The following is a 19106-nucleotide window of genomic DNA, read 5'->3' as shown; positions in this document are numbered from 1 at the left end:
CCCATCAAAATCTCAAAAATCATTTTCGGGTTCCCTCTCGTATTTTTGCCCGTATCATACCGTAATTCAGCAACGCCAGAATTTGAAACTAGGATTGTCTGGGTAACTGGCTATTAAAACCTTCTGCTTGCAATATTTGCGGGCTATTTGTCGGTAGTAGTCAGGATTTTTAGCATTGCGATCGATTGTAAAACCATCTTTTCTACTAAGCTGCTGGTTTAACGTATCCAGACAATTTATCAACTTAGCTTTTTTCTTATCTGTATAGTACAACGGCAGCAACCAGCACTCAATAGAATGTACTGATATGGCAAATACGATCCGCTGTTCGTATTTGGTGTAAAAATCTTCCCCTATCAAACTTTTAAACTTATCTATGACTTTTTCAATCAACTGCCGAGGAGTCCACTCACCATTTTCATCTTGCTTGGCGATATTATAATCTTCTGAAACATCAGTATCTATTTGGATAATAATATAATCGATAAATTGAAATGCTTCCTTAAAATTATTTGACTCGCAGTAAGCAAAAACTTGACTCCAACCTCCATAGTTATGAGATTTATTCTCATCATCTTTATCTCTTTCTGGTTGAAGCGGTCTAATATCTATATCCGGGTTATTGAAATATCCTGCTAAAATACTTTCAATCACAATCTGGTCAGTTAATCCCTCTGTAATTAATCCAAAATTAGTCATATTAAAAATTCTTAGGAAGTCCGCCGATATAGCCCCTCAAAAAAGCCTCTGATAATTTAACAGGTTCCTGTCCGTCGATAGTTTTAGGTTTGAGAATCCGTCTAGCTTTAGTATGTCCTAATTGGTTACGATAAATGACAAACAGTCGCTGTTCGTCATCATCTAAATCCAAACCGTCCAAAACTGCCGGGTTGTGAGTTGTAAAAATGACTTGTTTGTCATGTTTTTTTGCTAATTCGACTAATTCTTGCATTAATCGACGGCACAATCTGGGGTTGAGAGAAGCATCAATGTTATCTATCGCGAAAAATTTAGGTGTGAGATCGCTGATGAACAAGGTAAAGTAAAAGAGTAAAAACAAAAAGCCTTCATTCGAGCTTCTTTGGTCGAAATAACTTAAATCAGTATCTAAGTACCTATCTGTGATTTGGATAGAAGTTTGCATTGCTGCTAAATTATGAGGAACTTCAAAATCTTCAAACCAATCTATCAAGCGCAGCTTTTTTTTTATTTCATTAAATTTGTATTGATTTTCATCTAAACTCAAAAAATTAATAAGTTTAAACAAGCCTTCGCCATTAATGCCTAACGGTTGAATTTGCCCTTCTTTTTCAAATGTTCGTAAAGCGGCATTTTCAGGAGAGTAAACTATAAATAGATGTAAGTGAAGTATTTCAATAAAGGAGTCTATATCGTGGTTCAATTTTGATAAGTCTTGTTCTGGTAGTTCCGTTGTGTTTTTTAAAATTGATAGAAATCTGTCTAGCCCCCCGTATTTCTGAAGAAAAAGATTAAAAAGATTCTCTGTAGAGGTTTCATTGTTGCCCCAAAAGTTTTTAGTCATCCACTGAGAATAAGGAGCATTATCATTTTGTAAAATACAACGGAATTGTTGTTTGTTATTTGCTCTTAACTCAATTTTGATATTTTTAACTAAATTTTCCTTTTCAAAAGCTGCTCGCATAAATCGAGGTTCTGTAACTCGAAGGCCCCTTGCAGCTAAGAACTCGTTATCAAGCTTATAATTAGCAGCAGCAGAAGCAAGGGCGATCGCCTCTAGGATATTGCTCTTGCCGCAGCCATTTTCACCGATCAATACAGTTACTCGTCCTAGTTCCAGCTTCAGCTTTTGAATGGACTTATAATTTTCGATTCTGACTTCTCCAATCATAATTCAATCCCATATAATCTTAGTGTACTCATTGTATCTCCGATCGCATGAATCTCAAGGAACGCCTGCACAGCCATCTGATTCAAATTGTACGCGATCGCAATCCATACCTCGCATCCGAAGGGCATTTTTATGTCCAGCAATACATCCGGGAACAGTTGGCACAGTGGGGAACTGTAGAAATTGACGATTTTTCGGTGCGCGGGCGAATTCATCACAATTTGATTTTGGATTTACCCCCCTCCGATCGGGCGGTTAAGAAGCGGTTGCCGCCGATCGTAATTGGTGCTCATTACGATACTGTACCCGGATCGCCTGGGGCCGATGATAATGCTACTGGTGTGGCTGTTTTGCTGGAACTCGCAAGGGATATCGCATCTGGGCCGCTCAAATATCCAGTGCAATTAGTCGCCTTCGATATGGAAGAATACGGTTGTTTGGGAAGCAGTCATCATGCAGCTAAATACAAGCAACAGCAAAAGTCAATCCGGTTAATGATTTCTTTGGAAATGTTGGGTTATTGCAACCACAATCCTAATTCTCAAAGCTACCCCCCTGGCTTGAAATATTTTTATCCAAATAGTGGTAATTTTATTGCTTTAATTGGCAATTTGCGGACGGTTCCCGATTTGATTAATTTGAGTGGCAAAATTCGCAAATCTGGTCAGCCCTGCGAGTGGCTGCCGGTGCCGAATCGAGGTTTAATTGTCCCCGATACTCGCCGCAGCGATCATGTTCCTTTTTGGGATAATGGTTATCCGGCTATTATGGTGACTGATACTGCTAATATGCGAAATCCGCATTATCATCGAGAAAGTGATAGGATTGAGACTTTGGATTTAGATTTTCTGGCTGGTGTTTGTCAGGGATTGGTTGAGGCTATTCGATATATATAGCAGTTTTATTTTAACAAACCGCGAAGGCGCAAAGGCCGTGAAGGAATGAAAGAGAAGATGAGTGGTAAAGATATGAATGCTGTTTTTGACGATCGCACTCGCTGGCAATTTTGGATCGATCGCGGTGGCACTTTTACCGATATTGTCGCCAACAGCCCCGACGGTAAATTAGTCATTCACAAGCTGCTGTCGGAAAACCCAGAACGCTACACCGACGCCGCAGTTCAAGGAATTCGCGATATTTTGGGAATTGGGGCAGATGTCCCCATACCCGCTGCACAAATTGAAGCGATTAAAATGGGGACGACGGTAGCGACAAATGCTTTGCTGGAACGAAAGGGCGATCGCACAATTCTGTTAATCACCAAAGGTTTCCGCGATGCGCTGAGAATTGGCTATCAAAACCGCCCGAATATTTTCGCCCGCCACATTGTCCTGCCGGAGATGCTGTACGATCGAGTGATTGAAGTTGCGGAACGCTACAGTGTTCAGGGTGAGGAGTTAACTGCTGTCAATCCCCAGTTTATCCCCTCTTTACAGCAAGCATACGATGAGGGAGTTCGCAGTTGTGCGATCGTATTCATGCACGGCTACCGCTACTCGGAACATGAAAAACAAGTTGCTAAAATAGCCCGAGAAATTGGCTTTACTCAAATTTCAGTATCTCACGAAGTTAGCCCGCTGATGAAATTAGTTTCGCGGGGAGATACTGCGGTTGTCGATGCTTATTTATCTCCGATTTTACGGCGTTATGTCGAACAAGTAACCAGTCAATTAAGAGAGGCAGAGCCTCTGGATATGGGTTCCCAGGCACAGCCTGGGAACGAGGAAATTTACCCACTGCCTAAATTAATGTTTATGCAGTCCAACGGCGGCTTAGTGGACGCGGCCCAATTTCAAGGAAAAAATAGTATTTTATCCGGGCCTGCTGGGGGAATTGTCGGTGCAGTTCAAACGAGCAAAAAGGCAGGTTTTGATAAAATTATTACCTTTGATATGGGCGGAACTTCCACAGATGTTGCCCATTTTAACGGCGAATACGAACGCGAATTTGAGACGGAAATTGCTGGGGTGAGATTGCGATCGCCCGTGATGGCAATTCACACTGTAGCAGCCGGCGGCGGTTCAATTGTCTTTTTTGACGGAGCTCGCTACCGCGTCGGGCCGGAGTCTGCAGGGGCCAATCCTGGGCCTGCTTGCTATCGCAAAGGCGGCCCCTTGACGGTGACTGATTGCAATGTGATGTTGGGGAAAATTCAACCGGATTTTTTCCCGAAAGTATTTGGATTGAATGGAGATTTGCCGATCGCCCCTGACGTAGTAAACCAAAAATTTGTGCAACTAGCGGGGGAAATTGGGGGCGAGAGGACGCCGGAACAGGTGGCGGAGGGTTTTTTGGCGATCGCTGTGGAAAAGATGGCAAATGCTGTCAAAAAAATCTCGCTTCAGCGCGGTTACGATGTTTCGGAGTATACATTGTGCTGTTTCGGTGGTGCGGGCGGCCAACACGCTTGCGCGATCGCCGATGCTTTGGGGATGAAACGGGTGTTTATTCACCCTTATGCGGGTGTGTTGTCGGCTTACGGTATGGGTTTGGCTGATGTGCGGGCTATTCGGGAAAGGGCGATCGAGCAACAATTACGTCTCGAATTAATTACTGATTTACATCATATTTTAACTGCATTGGAGGCTGAGGGGAAGAGGGAATTGAACCGCAGAGGCGCAGAGAACGCAGAGAATGAGTCAGAGGTTTTAGTTATTAGGAAGCTGCGCTTAAAATATCAGGGAAGTGACTCGGTTTTGGCGGTAGATTTTGCTGACACTATTGAGGTCATGCAGGCTGAATTTGAAGCAGCACACCGACAGCGTTACAGTTTTATTATGCCAGAAAAACCGCTGATTGTGGAAGCGGTTTCGGTGGAAGTTGTAGAAAGAATGGATGTGCCGGAAGCATCGACAATTTCCCCCTCTGGTGGTACGGGCATCTTGCCTGTGCAACCAATTTCAACGGTGCAAACCTACGTTGCTGGTGGGTGGCGGGAAACGCCTGTTTATCAGAGAGACGATTTGCGATCGGGCGACTGCATAGAAGGCCCTGCTACGATCGTTGAAGCTACGGGAACTAATATCATAGAACCGGGCTGGGAAGGGGAAATCACCGAAAATAACGATCTAATTTTGAACCGCAGATGCACGCAGGTGGACGCAGATAATATCCGCGTTGATTCGCGTTTATCTGCGGTTAAATCAGATCCAGTTTTGCTGGAAATTTTTAATAATTTGTTTCGGGCGATCGCGGAACAAATGGGCGTCACATTGCAAAACACAAGTTCATCAGTCAACATCAAAGAACGCCTCGACTTTTCCTGTGCAATTTTCGACAAAAACGGGCAATTAGTTGCCAACGCGCCGCACATTCCCGTACATCTAGGCTCGATGAGCGAAAGCGTTGAAGCTTTAATTTTAGCACAAGGCAATGCGATTCAACCGGGCGATGTTTATGTTTCTAACAATCCCTACAACGGCGGCACACACTTGCCAGATATCACCGTTATTACTCCAGTATGCGATCGTGATTCCTCCCTTCCTTTGTTTTATGTAGCCTCGCGGGGACACCACGCCGACATCGGCGGCATCAGTCCCGGTTCCATGCCTCCTAACAGTACAACAATAACTGAAGAAGGTGTATTGCTTGACAATTTTCTGTTAGTTAGCAAGGGCAATTTTAGAGAAAAAGAATTACTAGAACTTCTGAACGAGGGGGATTTTTCGGCTCGCAATTCCGCTCAAAATATAGCTGATTTGCAAGCACAAATTGCTGCTAACAAGCGCGGCGCCGAAGAGCTTATTAAGATGGTAGAACATTATGGATTAGAGACTGTGCAAGCTTATATGGGCTTCGTACAAGACAATGCGGAAGAGTCGGTACGCAGGGTAATTGATGTGTTGCAAGATGGCGAGTTTACTTATCCGATGGATAGTGGCGGACAAATTAAGGTAGCGATTACAATTGACAAATCTGCGCGCAGTGCAAAAATAGATTTTACTGGCACTTCTGCTCAACAATCCAACAATTTTAATGCTCCTGCAGCCGTGTGCAAAGCCGCTGTTTTGTATGTTTTCCGCACGTTGGTAGATGACGATATTCCTCTAAATGCGGGCTGTTTGAAACCTCTCGAAATCATCAATCCCGAAGGCTGTATGCTGAATCCTCGCTATCCAGCAGCGGTAGTTGCGGGAAATGTGGAAACATCGCAGAATATTACCGATGCTTTGTATTGCGCTTTGGGAGTGATGGCGGCTTCTCAGGGAACTATGAATAATTTTACCTTTGGAAATCAGCGCTATCAATATTATGAAACTATTTGCGGCGGTGCGGGTGCGGGTGCAAGTTTTGATGGTACGGATGCGGTTCAAACTCACATGACTAATTCGCGTTTAACCGATCCCGAAGTATTAGAATGGCGGTTTCCAGTGTTGTTAGAAAGTTTTGCAATTCGGGCTAATAGCGGGGGGAATGGATATCATCGCGGCGGTAATGGAGTGGTGCGGCGAGTGCGGTTTCGGGAGGCGATGACGGCGGGAATTTTATCGGGGCGGCGGGTAATTTCTCCTTGCGGTTTGAATGGGGGGGAAGCGGGGAAAGTTGGGCGGAATTATGTTGAAAAGGTTGAGGGTAAAGTTGAGGAATTGGGGAGTACGGCGAGTGTGGAAATGCAGCCGGGGGAGGTGTTTGTCATTGAGACTCCTGGGGGCGGAGGTTATGGTACTATTGTTTAGCCACAGTAAAATTAACTAAAGTGTAGAGGTGACTGTGATGGCTGACAGTTCTTTCTTTGATGAGTCCAGAGATAATTCTTTAGTAAAATCAGAAATAGTTGCTAAATACTTTTGGGCCTGGGCAAAGGTAATTATACCCACAGCAAAGAAATGGAGTAATAAAATTGCCTATATTGATTTGTTCTCTGGGCCCGGTCGCTATAAAGACGGTTCTAAGTCTACTCCATTACTTATCTTGGAACGTGCTATTGCCGAGCCAGATATGTCACAAATGCTAGTAACGTTGTTTAATGATAAGGACTCAAATAATACTCAGTCTCTCCAGCAGGCTATAGAATCCATCCCAGATATAGGCAGGTTAACTCATAAGCCAATACTTTTAAATAAGGAGGTTGGAGAAGAAATTGTTCAAGCAATTAAACAAATCACTAAGATTCCTACACTATTCTTTATCGACCCTTGGGGTTATAAAGGCTTGTCACTTGCGCTAATTGGATCGGTCATCAAAGATTGGGGTTGTGATTGTATATTTTTCTTTAACTACAACCGGATCAACATGGGATTGCATAATACAGCCGTAGAGAAGCACATGAATTCTCTCTTCGGTAAAGAACGAGCCGACAATCTTAGGGGACAGCTTGAATCGAAGCAACCAGAGGAGCGAGAGTTAATAATTGTGGAGGCTATCTCTCAGGCTTTGAAAGAAATAGGTGGCTCATATGTACTCCCATTTTGCTTTAAAAATGAAGGCGGTAATCGGACTACCCATCATTTAATTTTTGTATCAAAAAATGTTTTGGGTTATTCAATCATGAAAGAAATCATGGCTGGAGAAAGCTCTAGCGCTAAACAAGGTGTTTCTTCTTTTGAATACAATCCCGCTCCACCTAGATATCCCCTCTTATATGAGCTTTACCGTCCTCTGGATGAGCTTGAAAATTTGTTGTTGGATGAATTTGCCGCTCAGACGATGACTATGGAACAAATTTACAATCAGCATCATGTTGGCAAGCGCTACATTAGTAAAAATTACAAAGAAGCTCTTAAGAAACTCGAACAACAAGGTAAAATAATAGCAGATCCACCTGCCAGTAAACGAAGGAAGTACAAAGGAGAAATTACATTTGGAGAGAAGGTGACAGTTACATTTTCACCAAAGTAGGTGCTACTACTTTATTTGAGTTACGACTCATCCTGAAAGTGTAGCCATTAAATTGCCTTTGATGTTTATCCCATGCTTCCGGCATCTCATCCCAAATTTTATCATCCAGAAGTCGCCCACCAGCTTTAGGTGTTCTACCTCCCCATTGCTTGAAGAAAAACGCTACTTCAGCCTCCTCACACTGCTGTTGAATACTTTCAACCCATTCTGCTTGCATGGGACGGTGTTTTTGTCCAGATTCTCCCCCAACTATTACCCAATGAATGCCTTTTAAATCAATATCCAAAGCACCTAAAAGCGGTTCGCACGAGAGAAATCTGACCTTGGCAGGTACTTTTCGCAAACAATCAATCCTGTCAACGTACTTTTGATTTTCCACAGAAACTCCCATCCAAATGTTGTCATGCCAGTCTAATTTATCTGCTAGTTCGCGAAGGCGTTCGTGTCTTTTGGTCAGAATTTGATATACGTGCCAAGGAGTTTCTCGAATCACTTCAAAAACTTCTTGAAGGAATGAAAAAGGAACTTCTTCGTGAAATAAATCGCTCATCGAATTCACGAAAATGCGACTCGGTTTTCGCCAGCGTTTGGGTTCTTGCAGCCGCTCGCGATGCAGTGTTAAATCAAAACCGTTAGGAAAATTAGTGTGAAACCTTTTTGTTAATGCTTCGGCATAACAATGCGTGCAGCCCGGACTGACTTTATCGCAGCCCGTCGTTGGATTCCACGTTCTGTCAGTCCATTCGATACCAGTATTAATGCTAGACATACAAATAATTTACCATTTAAACAACCTTTGTAGGTGACGGTGAACAAATAAAAATCGCTCTACTAATTGAGGTTTATTCACCGTCACCTACAACTTAATTATATAATTAATTTGACTTTATTATCAACATATTTTTTAAACACTTGCATCAAATGTATATCGTGTTGTAGAATCGGGCTGCACCCGCATTTATTCTCCAAACCTTTCCATAACAATTGTGCAAACACCTAATTTTTCAGAACTCAACCATCCTGTGGTCAAATCCCTGTTCCATCACAGCGACCAGGAATTATTGACTCTGTTTCAAAACCATCCGGATCAGGGTCGCTTCTTCACGGCGATTTTTTGTCGCTACGCTCAAATTGTACACTCCCTGATTCGCCATTCCGTGCGATCGCCCGTACAAGGCGATTACCTATTTGCCCACACTTGGCTGCACATCTATCACGAACTCCGAGGCCTCGATTTGCGCCGCGAGATCCAAGAGTCTGATGGCGGAAATCTCAGTCTCCAAAACTGGCTGATTAATGTCACCGCAGTCTGCATAAATCAAGCTGAATTGCCCCCTGTTGAGACGATTCATTATTCTTTGCAATCGGCTCCGCCTCCCCTGTGGTGTTACGTCAAACAAGCCTTAGAATTGTTAGCGCCGCTGCCGCGTTTAGTGGTGTTGATGGCTCAGACTTTCCGCTGGAGCGAAACTCGAATAGCAGCTTATTTGCAAGCAGAAGGCGAAGCTATTTCGCCGGCTCAGGTGAAGGCTTTGCTGCAAAAAGGATATCAAACTTTAGAATCAAACTTGCCGGAGGATATTCGGGCTATTTATCTAGATGAAAATCTCGATTATCAAGAAGCACTTGTCTAGATATACACGATATAAATCCGCCCTTTCTAGTTGTAGGGGCGGGTTTTACCCGAAATATTTGCTAGGACTAACAGCATCGTAAACCCGCCTTTTCGCGAGGAATAAGAAAAAAATGGCAGTTTATCAAGTTCGGTTGGTGAATGAGGCTCTCGCGCTCGATCGCACGATCGCAGTACCAGACGACCAGTATATCTTAGATATAGCAGAAGATGCCGGCATCCGCTTGCCGAATGGATGCAAGCAAGGAGAGTGTTCTGCTTGCGTTGTCAAACTGCTGAGCGGTGAAATCGACCAAAGCGAACAAAAGTTTTTGAAGCCGTCAGAATTGCAAGCTGGCTACGCTGTTACTTGTGTGGCTTACCCGCTTTCTGACTGCACTTTGTTAACTCATCAAGAACAAGTTTTGTATCAAGCAGCTCTTTATTTTAAGTAATAGGAAATCTGTTTTTTACTATTGTTTATTGCAGTCTCGCGTCGCGCGTAATTTGTTTGTATAGCAACGAATTCTCTTGGTCGATAAAGTCGTTATCAAAGCAGATTTGGTATGGTGTAAGGTGCGTGACTCTCCAGCATCTCGCTGTTAATTGAACAACTAGAAAGTCACGCATCCTACTTACAGCAGATTCCACATTTATGAAGTACACCCGTCTATAGTGAGCTTTCCCCTAGGGACACGGCACTGCCGTGTCCCTACACTTCACAAACCTGGAATACGCTGTATTTACTCAACGGGGCAACAACTGTAGAATCCGCTGAAGGGGAATTTCTACCCCATCCAAGCGGTAATTGAGTTCGTATACCAGTTCGGCAACCCCTTTTTCTAAGATGTAAGCATCGAGCAAAACTTGCAGTTCCGGGATAGATTTTGGCAAGAAATTTGCATCGGCTGCTGTCGCCAAATAACTCTTGACAAAAGTCAGGCTAACCCAGCGATGCCAAACGTTCGCCCACTGCTGCATCTCCGGGAGATTTTCAGGGCGAATCATGCCGCTTTCTACTTCATTGCGGAGTGCCAAAGTAACAGCGTAATTAAAAGATTGCAGCATTCCCGCAACATCTCGCAGGGGCGACCTTTTCATCCGCCGCTCGCTTAAGGGTCGATTCCGTTCTCCTCCGAAATCAATAATTACGAAGTCTTTACCTGTATAAAGAACTTGCCCGAAATGAAAATCTCCGTGACAGCGAATTCTATCAGCCGTGATTCTCAAGTTCAAAATAGACTTGAAACGTTCCATCAGCAAGTCTTCGCGGTTGAGCAGAGTTTGTGCCAATTTTTGGGTGGCAGGTGGCAGGTGGGACAGCCGTTTTTTTAGTAGCAGCAAAGTCCTTCCTGCTAGATTTCTCATCTGTTGATAGATCGAACGCTGGTAAAATGATGTGAAGTTTTCTGGGGCAAAAGCGGGGTTTTCTATGTCAGAAGCTAAAGCGAGGTGAAGTTCGGCTGTCCGCTGACCTAAAAGTTCTGCTGACGCTAAGTAAGAGCCGATGAGTTCCCGAGCTAAGGCGGGAATTTCTAGGGATAAATCGGCTACTAGCGAGTTGGACGGCCGCTGCATTTGTGCAGTCAAAGTGCTCGGTAAATAATTTGCGGGGGAAGTTGATAAATTATCGCCGGAATGCTTTGCTTCTACTGTCATTACTTGCTCGAAATAGTCGCGCAGTGTGTCTAATGTATAAGACCAAGCGTCTATGCTGTCGGGGATTAATTTTTGTAATATTCCGACTGTAACGACTTGTTTTCCTTGGGTGTGATATTCCAATGCTCCGGCAATTGGAGCGTAGTGTTGAATCGAGTTGCGTTCTGTTAAAAAGCGTCCGATTTCTAATTCGGGGTTGATGCCTTCCTCGACTTTTCGCAATATTTTCAGGACGAAGCGGTCGCCGTAACCTGCTGATGTATTGCTTTGTTCTTTTTTGAACAGGTGAGGTTCGAGGTGGGATAAATCTTGTTCTGAGCTGAATGGACTGTCGGCAATTCCTACCAGTTGACCTGCTGTACCTTTGTAACTGCGAGAACTGGCGATCGCCCCCAGCAACGCGCTCAGGAAACCTTTGTCGCCCGCAGCATCAAATAGTACCCCGACTTCGTTGGTTTCTGGGAAGTGCAGGCGCGCGATCGCCCGATCGTCCGCATCGCCTTTCATCTCTTCCCAACCTAAAGGCAAAACGTAAGTTTCCGGCATACCTTCAGTATAATTTAACTGCAAAAACAGAATGTAAACTGTAGATTGCTCCCCCGCACTATCTTTAATTTCAACAGGCACAACTTCACTTATTTCTAATGATTGAGTAGTCCTGTCTGTACCGATAAACCAGCGACTGGATCGCAAGTAATTCGGCAAAATAGAGAGCAGCATATCGCTTAACTGACTTGTAGCAAAAGCGGTTTTCCAATTGCCGATGACCGCCAAACTCGGCAAGTCTGTGTGATAACTGTGCAACGAAAAATCTTCTTGTTTAACAGTCAGAGTAAACCAGTAAAACGTGTGAGGACTCAAGCTCAAAAAGTAAGGCAACTCGCCCACCGCCGGAAACTCAGTGCGGCCGAAAATCTCCACTGGAACAGCACCTTTAAAGGGCGAAAGGTCTAATTCTGCGGTCTGAACGAAGCGCGACAAATTAGCCACTACGAGGATGTGTTCGTCTTGATAAGTGCGCACAAAAGCTAAAACTTTGCGATTTTCCGGGTACAGAAACTCGCAAGTTCCGCGGCCGAATGCCTGGAAGCGCTGCCTAATTGCAATTAGGCGTTTCATCCACCACCAAAGAGAACTCGGATTAGCCCGCTGCGCCTCCACGTTAACAGATTCGTAGTGATATTCAGGGTCAACAATGGGCGGTGCGTACAGCCGCTGCGGGTTAGCGCGGCTGAAACCGGCATTGCGATCGCCGCTCCACTGCATCGGAGTTCTCACCCCGTTCCGATCGCCCAAATAGATATTGTCTCCCATGCCAATTTCATCGCCGTAGTAAAGCACCGGCGTACCCGGCAGAGACAGCAGCAAAGCATTCATCAACTCAATGCGGCGGCGGTTATTTCCCATCAAAGGAGCCAAGCGGCGGCGGATGCCCAAATTAATTCTCGCCTGAGTATCTTGAGCGTAAACCCGATACATATAATCTCGGTCTTCATCACTCACCATTTCCAGCGTCAATTCATCGTGATTCCGCAAAAATAATGCCCACTGACAGTTATTGGGAATCTGCGGAGTTTGCTGGAGAATGTCGCTAATTGGGAAGCTATCTTCCATGTGCAAAGCCATAAATAAACGCGGCATCAGCGGAAAATGAAAGTTCATGTGACATTCATCCCCAGCAGCGTAATATTCAACCGCATCCTCCGGCCATTGATTCGCCTCAGCAAGCAGCATCCGGTTCGGAAATTTCTCATCTACGTGCTGCCGCAATTGCTTCAGGAATTGGTGAGTTTCTGGCAGGTTTTCGCAGTTAGTACCTTCGCGTTCGTACAGGTAAGGCACCGCATCCATCCGCAGTCCGTCTACTCCCAGTGCCAACCAGAAATCTACCACATCTAAGATGGCTTGGCGGACGGCCGGATTGTCGTAATTCAAATCTGGTTGGTGGGAATAAAAACGGTGCCAGTAATAAGCTTTTGCTACAGAATCCCACGCCCAATTAGAGGTCTCAAAATCTTGGAAAATAATCCGAGCATCTTGATATTTTTCCGGGGTGTCGCTCCACACGTAAAAGTCTCTTTCGTTACTGCCTTTCGGGGCGCGGCGCGATCGCTGAAACCAAGCGTGCTGGTCGGAAGTGTGGTTGACAATTAACTCAATAATGACTCGAATTCCCCGCTGGTGCGCTGCTTCTAAAAGCTCTTTAAAATCCTCTAATGTGCCGTAAATCGGGTTGACGGTGGTATAGTGAGATGTATCGTAGCCGTCGTCTCGGAGCGGCGAGGGAAAAAATGGCAGTACCCAAATTGCTGTTACTCCCAAGTTTTGCAGGTAATCCAGTTTTTCTGTCAGTCCTCTAAAGTCGCCGATACCGTCTGCATTGCTGTCGGCAAAAGCCCGAACTGGCACTTCGTAAATAATCGCGTCTTTGAACCACAACGGGTCGTCATTTAACATTGAGTTTGGCATGATTTGTAGCGATGATTGGTAATTGGTAATTTGTACTTAAAATTTGGTAATTGGGATTTGTTAGTTCCCATCCAAACTGATAAATCATAACTTATAATTTGGCCGCTATTCCTCATGCCAGCGGCAGAGTTTTAATCGTAATTTATTAATGCAAAACTTATAAGTTCTTAACTATAAAATCTCAACAATCTGTTTTGCTATTTCGGATACAGTTCACAATTCCGATACATATGCGCAGTGCACACCCGAAAGACCGATGCGCGGTACACACCCTACCAAGGCGTGTCAACTTAAGCCTGAAACCCCTCTGTATCTCTCGCTGATAGCCCAGTCTAGATCCCCCTAAATCCCCCTTGATAAGAGGGACTTTGAGAACACTCTTGTCCCCCCCTTATTAAGGGGGGCTAGGGGGGATCGAGCCCTTGTTGACACTAAGCGCACCCTACAGACTCAGGATTAGGTGCGGTATTTACTACCTGCCGGACGGTTGCCACGACATTACAGTACCTTGACGTTTATTACAAATTTTCGTTACATTAGTTTACATAAAGCAACAAAAGTTAAGGAAAAAGCAAATATGGCTATTGTAATCGCTCTTTTAATCGTCGGTTGGGTCGCAGCAGCATTAATTGGCACTCAAGCATATTTTCTGGGCGAACAGTCAAAGCCCATCCACGAGCGGAATTGGAACGATGAATCTTTTGAAAAATTGGCTGTAGCAATCACAGCAACAGAGATGGATTACAGCGTTCGCGTTCCCGCCTACAGCCTGGATGCTTACGGCAGCCGCACCATCTCGAATTCTTGATATCAAGTCACCATTTTCAATAACAGGCATCTTGCCTGTTGCTAATTTTCAATCACAGGCAGGATGCCTGTTCCACAAGAAGACTTATTATTTGTGGAACAGGCATCTTGCCTGTTGCTAATTTTCAATCACAGGCAGGATGCCTGTTCCACAAGAGAATTGATGGTTTGTGGAACAGGCATCTTGCCTGTTCCTAACGCAACTACAAACTATTACCGACTAGCGCTGGGCGAGAATCTTTTTTGCGAAATTGCAAAGTGTTATTTTCGCAGTCGATCGCAATTGTATCACCCTCCACAAACGCATTTTCCAGAATCTTGTTGGCCAGCGGGTTTTCCAGCTCCCGCTGGATGGCGCGTTTCAAGGGACGAGCGCCGTAAACCGGGTCGTAACCGACATCTGTGATATGGTTTTTCGCCGCATCCGACAGTTCCAAAGTAATTTTTTGCTCTGCCAACAAACGCTCGATCCGCTTCACTTGGATACTGACTATTTGCCGCAGTTCGACCTTGCTCAAAGTGTGGAACAAAATTGTCTCGTCCACCCGATTGAGAAATTCAGGCCGGAAGTGCGATCGCAGCGCTGTCATCACCCGTTTTAACATCTGTTCGTACTCTTGATCTGTCTCCCGGTCTTGAGTCAATAAATTTTCATTTTCACTCTTATTTTCAGTCTTGTTTTCACTCTTAGTTACAGTATCAACATCAACTCGCTCGGCCGACACCTCGACAGTACCGTCTGCCGCCACTTTATAATCTGTCTTTTGACTTGACAAATCTTTCATTTCCTGCTTCCGGCTAGCAGGTTTTTTGACGGTTTTTTCCTTCTTAGTAAACACGTCTAAAATGTGGTCGCTGCCGATATTGCTAGTCATCACAATTACGGTATTTCTAAAGTCAACCACTCGACCTTGAGAATCGGTAATTCTGCCGTCATCCAACACTTGCAGCAAAATGTTAAATACGTCCGGGTGCGCTTTTTCCACTTCGTCAAATAGCACTACCGAATAAGGATGTCTCCGCACTGCTTCGGAAAGTTGTCCCCCTTCATCGTAACCGACATATCCGGGGGGAGCTCCTACCAACCGGGAAACGCTGTGCTTTTCCATGTATTCCGACATATCGATGCGGACGATCGCATCATCGCTGTCAAACAAAAACTCCGCCAACGCCCTCGCTAACTCAGTTTTGCCGACGCCTGTCGGGCCCATAAACAAGAAAGAGCCGATCGGCCTTCCGGGGTCTTTCATCCCCGCCCTAGCGCGCCGAATTGCCGCTGCCACGGCTGTTACAGCTTCCTCTTGACCGATGACTTTTTGGTGCAAGTGTTTTTCCAATTGCAGCAATTTTTGGCGTTCGGATTCTAACAACCGGTTCACCGGAATGCCCGTCCATTTGGCGACAATTTCCGCAATATCGCCCTCAGTAACTTTTTCGCGCAGCAGGGAAGAACCTTGAGCTTGCTGTTTCAAAAGTTCCGCTTCTTTCGCTTCGCGATCGCGCACCGCAGTTTCCAACTTGCCGTACTTTAACTGTGCGGCTTTATTCAAATCGTAAGCCCTTTCTGCCTGTTCAATTTGGACTCGCAATTGGTCTTCTTCTGCTTTCAATTTATTGATTGCATCCAACAACTGCTTTTCGCCCAACCACTGAGAGGACAATTTTTCCTGCTTGACTTTTAAGATGTCAATCTCCGATGTGATGCGTTCGACGCGGAAGCCGAGCCCAGGGGCTAGAGCACCTTTTCCTTCCCCTTCGATCGACAATTTTTCCATTTCCAACTGCATCAGCCGGCGGTCGATTCCTTCCAATTCCACAGGTTTAGAGGTAATCTCCATTTTCAAGTGGGCGGCCGCTTCATCTACCAGGTCGATCGCCTTGTCCGGCAAAAAGCGATCGGAAATATAGCGGAAAGACAAAGTTGCAGCAGCTACCAGGGCCGAATCAGTAATTTTTACCCCGTGGTGGCGTTCGTAACGGTCTTTCAAACCGCGCAAAATCGAAACAGTATCTTCAACGCTGGGTTCGCCGACAAATACTTGTTGAAAGCGGCGTTCCAGTGCAGGATCTTTTTCAATATTCTTGCGGAATTCGTCGAGAGTTGTAGCGCCGATGCAGCGCAATTCGCCTCTGGCTAACATCGGTTTTAACAAGTTTCCCGCATCCATTCCCGAACCGGAACTGCCACCGCCGCCAGTCCCGACAACGGTGTGCAATTCGTCAATAAATAGGACAATTTGCCCGTCGGAATCGATGACTTCCCGCAGGACAGATCGCAATCGTTCTTCAAATTCGCCCCGGAATTTTGCCCCAGCAATTAAACTGCCCATGTCGAGGCTAAATAGCTGGCGATTTTTCAAAGATTCGGGTACGTCGCCGTTGACAATTCGCTGCGCTAAACCTTCGGCGATCGCAGTTTTTCCGACTCCGGGATCGCCAATTAACACTGGATTGTTTTTTTGGCGGCGGGAAAGAACTTGCACCACGCGGCGGATTTCCTCGTCGCGGCCGATTACTGGGTCGAGTTTGCCGGCTTTGGCGGCTTCTGTCAAATCTCGGCCGTACTTGCTGAGGGCGTCGGAGTTAGCTTCGCCATCTTGATCTTGGGCTTTAGCGCTGCTGCGGCTGCCTTTCCCCGTTTCGGAATTTTTTTCTTGGGTTTTAGCAGTGGCGCGGACTAATTTGATTGCTTCTTCTAGTTTTGGTCGATCGAGTGTACCGGCTGGGGGTTTGCGATCGTAACCGGGGCGGCCCGGCGGCCCATCGCCTTTTGTCAGCAACCTGCGGCCGACTCGTTCGTCTTCTACTAAGCCAATTAATAAATGTTCAACGGCGATAAAATTATCTTGCCAAGTCGCCCTGGTGGCCTCGGCAACATCTAACATCACTTCTAAGCCGCGGCCGAGGTATAGTTGGTCAGCGTTGGCAACTCTGGGCTGTCGTTTGGCAAAAGCATCTAACTGCTGGGCAAAGCGGGCGGCATCGACTCCAGCTTTGCTGAGAATGCTGTTGACCTGACCTTGCTGTTCGAGAAGGGCGATGGCTAAATGTTCAACCTCTAGCTGCTGATTGGCAAAGCGGCGGGCTACATCCTGGGATTTGACAATCGCTTCCCAGGCTTGATCTGTAAATTTGCTAGGGTCTGTTGGCTGCACGTTGGTTCCTCGCAATCAAGGGGATTCCTGTTGTTATCCGTTAATACATCGTCTCACAACCATCATAATCTTTAAACAGGATTATGAATTTATGAGTGCGGTTAACTAAGGCGGAACTTGTGACCTAATTGACCTCTTGCAAAAGCTTACACTCCGCAATCCACCCCGAATTTTGGTGCGTTCAGACCGACTCTGGCGATACCCTTCGGGGTAGGTTGGCTGACGGTACTTATAAAAATATTGCCAGAAACAAGATTTTTAATCGGCTGAGATTTATGCTATTTCCCACTTACCAATTTTTAGTATTTTTCCTAATTATTTTTAGCGCGATCGTCTCTGTGAAACCCCAAGTCGAGTTGTATAAAATTGTCTTGTTAGTTGCCAGTTTATTATTTTATTCCTTTTGGAGTTTCGACTTTCTCTTGCTCCTCGTTTTATGTACTGTCTGCAATTATATCATTCTCCGGGTTCTCGGCAACGGTAAATATAAAAAACTTGCTTTCATCTCCGGCCTAATTGTCAACATTGCCTATCTCGGCATCTTTAAATATTGCAACTTCTTTGTCACTTCTTTATTTGAGGTACTTAACCAGCTACAAATTCCAGCCAGCTTTCAAGTTGTGCAAATAATCGCCCCCGTCGGCGTGTCGTTCTACACTTTTAGAACGATTTCTCATTTAATCGACTGCTACCAGCAAAAAATCCCCTGTCCGAAATTTGTAGACTATGCCGCCTACATTACCTACTTTCCGCAAATTGCCTCCGGGCCAATCTCGCGAGCTCGCGAATTTTACTCGCAGCTAAATTCCCCGGAAAAGTACGACTATCAAATCGAAGAAGTTATAGTTTTGATTCTGTCTGGACTCTTCAAAAAATATACTTTATCGAGTTTTTTGTTTAACTTTACTGAATTGCCATTCAAAGTCCCCCAGCAGTACAGCAGCATCGATTTAATCCTCGCGGCAATTTCCTATTCCTGTTTAATTTACGTAGATTTCAGCGGCTACTCGGATTTAGCCAACGGCATCTCCTGTTTGCTGGGTTTCAAACCCATTGCCAACTTTAATATGCCATACCGATCGCTCAGCTTGCAAGAATTTTGGAAAAGGTGGCACATCAGCCTTTCGGAGTGGCTGAGGGATTACGTTTATTTTCCGTTAGGTGGCAACAAATACGGCAAGTTGAGGAAGTACGTAAATTTACTGATGACAATGGCGATCGGTGGATTTTGGCACGGCGCAGGTTTAAACTTTATTTTCTGGGGAGCAATTCACGGTTTAGGATTAATTGTCAACCATTTATGTAAAGATATCCCCCAAGCTATTCACTTTAAATTAGACTATGCCTTTCCCAGATTTGCTAAATTTTGCAGTTGGTTGTTAACATTTAGTTTTGTTACTTGTAGCTGGGTATTTTTCGGAACTCCCAACTGGGAAACTGCGGTGAGTTTTTTGGAAGGAATTGTCCATCCTGCCGTCGCAACTTTTCAATTTAACTTTTGGCAATTGTATTTAGTAATTGCAGTCATCGGCGCGATCAACTTCTGGGGCGATCGCATCGCGAAACTATTGCAAACCGTATTGTCATTAAAAAACATTTTCTTTCGGGTTGTCTTAGTTTCGCTGCTCGTGTATACTATCTTGATGTTGGGGCCTAGTACCGTTCCGCCTTTTATTTACTTTAATTTCTAAGAAAT

At 45.0% G+C, this 19106-nt stretch carries 12 protein-coding genes; 7 read left to right on the top strand and 5 right to left on the bottom strand.

Annotated elements, in window-relative coordinates:
• Positions 1-66: 66 nt before the first annotated feature.
• Both QUA99_RS00880 and QUA99_RS00875 read right to left on the bottom strand, forming a co-directional pair.
• A complete protein-coding gene (locus QUA99_RS00880; protein WP_333234534.1) occupies positions 67-699 on the bottom strand; it encodes a phage tail protein in 633 nt (210 codons plus the stop codon).
• 1 nt (position 700) lies between these two features.
• Complete coding sequence (locus QUA99_RS00875) at positions 701-1870, bottom strand: AAA family ATPase (protein WP_333234533.1); 1170 nt, start codon at positions 1868-1870, stop codon at positions 701-703.
• 47 nt (positions 1871-1917) lie between these two features.
• Here QUA99_RS00875 and QUA99_RS00870 point away from each other — a divergent pair, with 47 nt between their 5' ends.
• The 3 genes from QUA99_RS00870 (at position 1918) to QUA99_RS00860 (ending at position 7708) form a co-directional block, all read left to right on the top strand.
• Entirely contained in the window at positions 1918-2766 is an 849-nt protein-coding gene (locus QUA99_RS00870; RefSeq protein ID WP_333234532.1) for a M20/M25/M40 family metallo-hydrolase, read from the top strand.
• Between the two features lie 72 nt (positions 2767-2838).
• Complete coding sequence (locus tag QUA99_RS00865) at positions 2839-6546, top strand: hydantoinase B/oxoprolinase family protein (protein ID WP_333234538.1); 3708 nt, start codon at positions 2839-2841, stop codon at positions 6544-6546.
• A 37-nt stretch (positions 6547-6583) separates the two neighbouring features.
• Complete coding sequence (locus tag QUA99_RS00860) at positions 6584-7708, top strand: three-Cys-motif partner protein TcmP (RefSeq protein ID WP_333234531.1); 1125 nt, start codon at positions 6584-6586, stop codon at positions 7706-7708.
• Here the strand turns inward: QUA99_RS00860 and QUA99_RS00855 are convergent.
• A complete protein-coding gene (locus QUA99_RS00855; RefSeq protein ID WP_333234530.1) occupies positions 7689-8477 on the bottom strand; it encodes a phage Gp37/Gp68 family protein in 789 nt (262 codons plus the stop codon). The genes QUA99_RS00860 and QUA99_RS00855 overlap by 20 nt on opposite strands.
• Before the next feature lie 217 nt (positions 8478-8694).
• Here QUA99_RS00855 and QUA99_RS00850 point away from each other — a divergent pair, with 217 nt between their 5' ends.
• Together QUA99_RS00850 and QUA99_RS00845 are read left to right on the top strand one after the other, a co-directional pair.
• A complete protein-coding gene (locus QUA99_RS00850; protein WP_333234529.1) occupies positions 8695-9342 on the top strand; it encodes a sigma-70 family RNA polymerase sigma factor in 648 nt (215 codons plus the stop codon).
• Between the two features lie 112 nt (positions 9343-9454).
• A complete protein-coding gene (locus tag QUA99_RS00845; protein ID WP_190663324.1) occupies positions 9455-9775 on the top strand; it encodes a 2Fe-2S iron-sulfur cluster-binding protein in 321 nt (106 codons plus the stop codon).
• A 292-nt stretch (positions 9776-10067) separates the two neighbouring features.
• Here the strand turns inward: QUA99_RS00845 and treS are convergent, their stop codons facing one another.
• The gene (gene treS / locus QUA99_RS00840) at positions 10068-13436 is read right to left on the bottom strand and encodes a maltose alpha-D-glucosyltransferase (protein WP_333234528.1); all 3369 of its coding nucleotides are present in this window, start codon (positions 13434-13436) and stop codon (positions 10068-10070) included.
• Positions 13437-14025: 589 nt separating this feature from the next.
• Between treS and QUA99_RS00835 the strand changes: the two genes are divergently transcribed.
• Positions 14026-14256 (top strand): photosystem II protein, Psb35-related, encoded by a 231-nt coding sequence (locus QUA99_RS00835; RefSeq protein ID WP_333234527.1) that lies wholly within the window; start codon positions 14026-14028, stop codon positions 14254-14256.
• A 202-nt stretch (positions 14257-14458) separates the two neighbouring features.
• Here QUA99_RS00835 and QUA99_RS00830 read toward each other — a convergent pair whose 3' ends face one another.
• Positions 14459-17410: an AAA family ATPase gene (locus QUA99_RS00830; RefSeq protein WP_333234526.1), complete on the bottom strand. Its 2952-nt coding sequence runs from the start codon at positions 17408-17410 to the stop codon at positions 14459-14461.
• Positions 17411-17685: 275 nt separating this feature from the next.
• Here QUA99_RS00830 and QUA99_RS00825 point away from each other — a divergent pair, with 275 nt between their 5' ends.
• The gene (locus tag QUA99_RS00825) at positions 17686-19101 is read left to right on the top strand and encodes an MBOAT family O-acyltransferase (RefSeq protein ID WP_333234525.1); all 1416 of its coding nucleotides are present in this window, start codon (positions 17686-17688) and stop codon (positions 19099-19101) included.
• The last annotated feature ends 5 nt before the right edge of the window (positions 19102-19106 follow it).

It is taken from the genome of Microcoleus sp. F10-B2 (genome assembly GCF_036704965.1).
GTDB lineage: Bacteria > Cyanobacteriota > Cyanobacteriia > Cyanobacteriales > Microcoleaceae > Microcoleus.
This window is presented reverse-complemented; position numbering and strand designations above follow the sequence as displayed.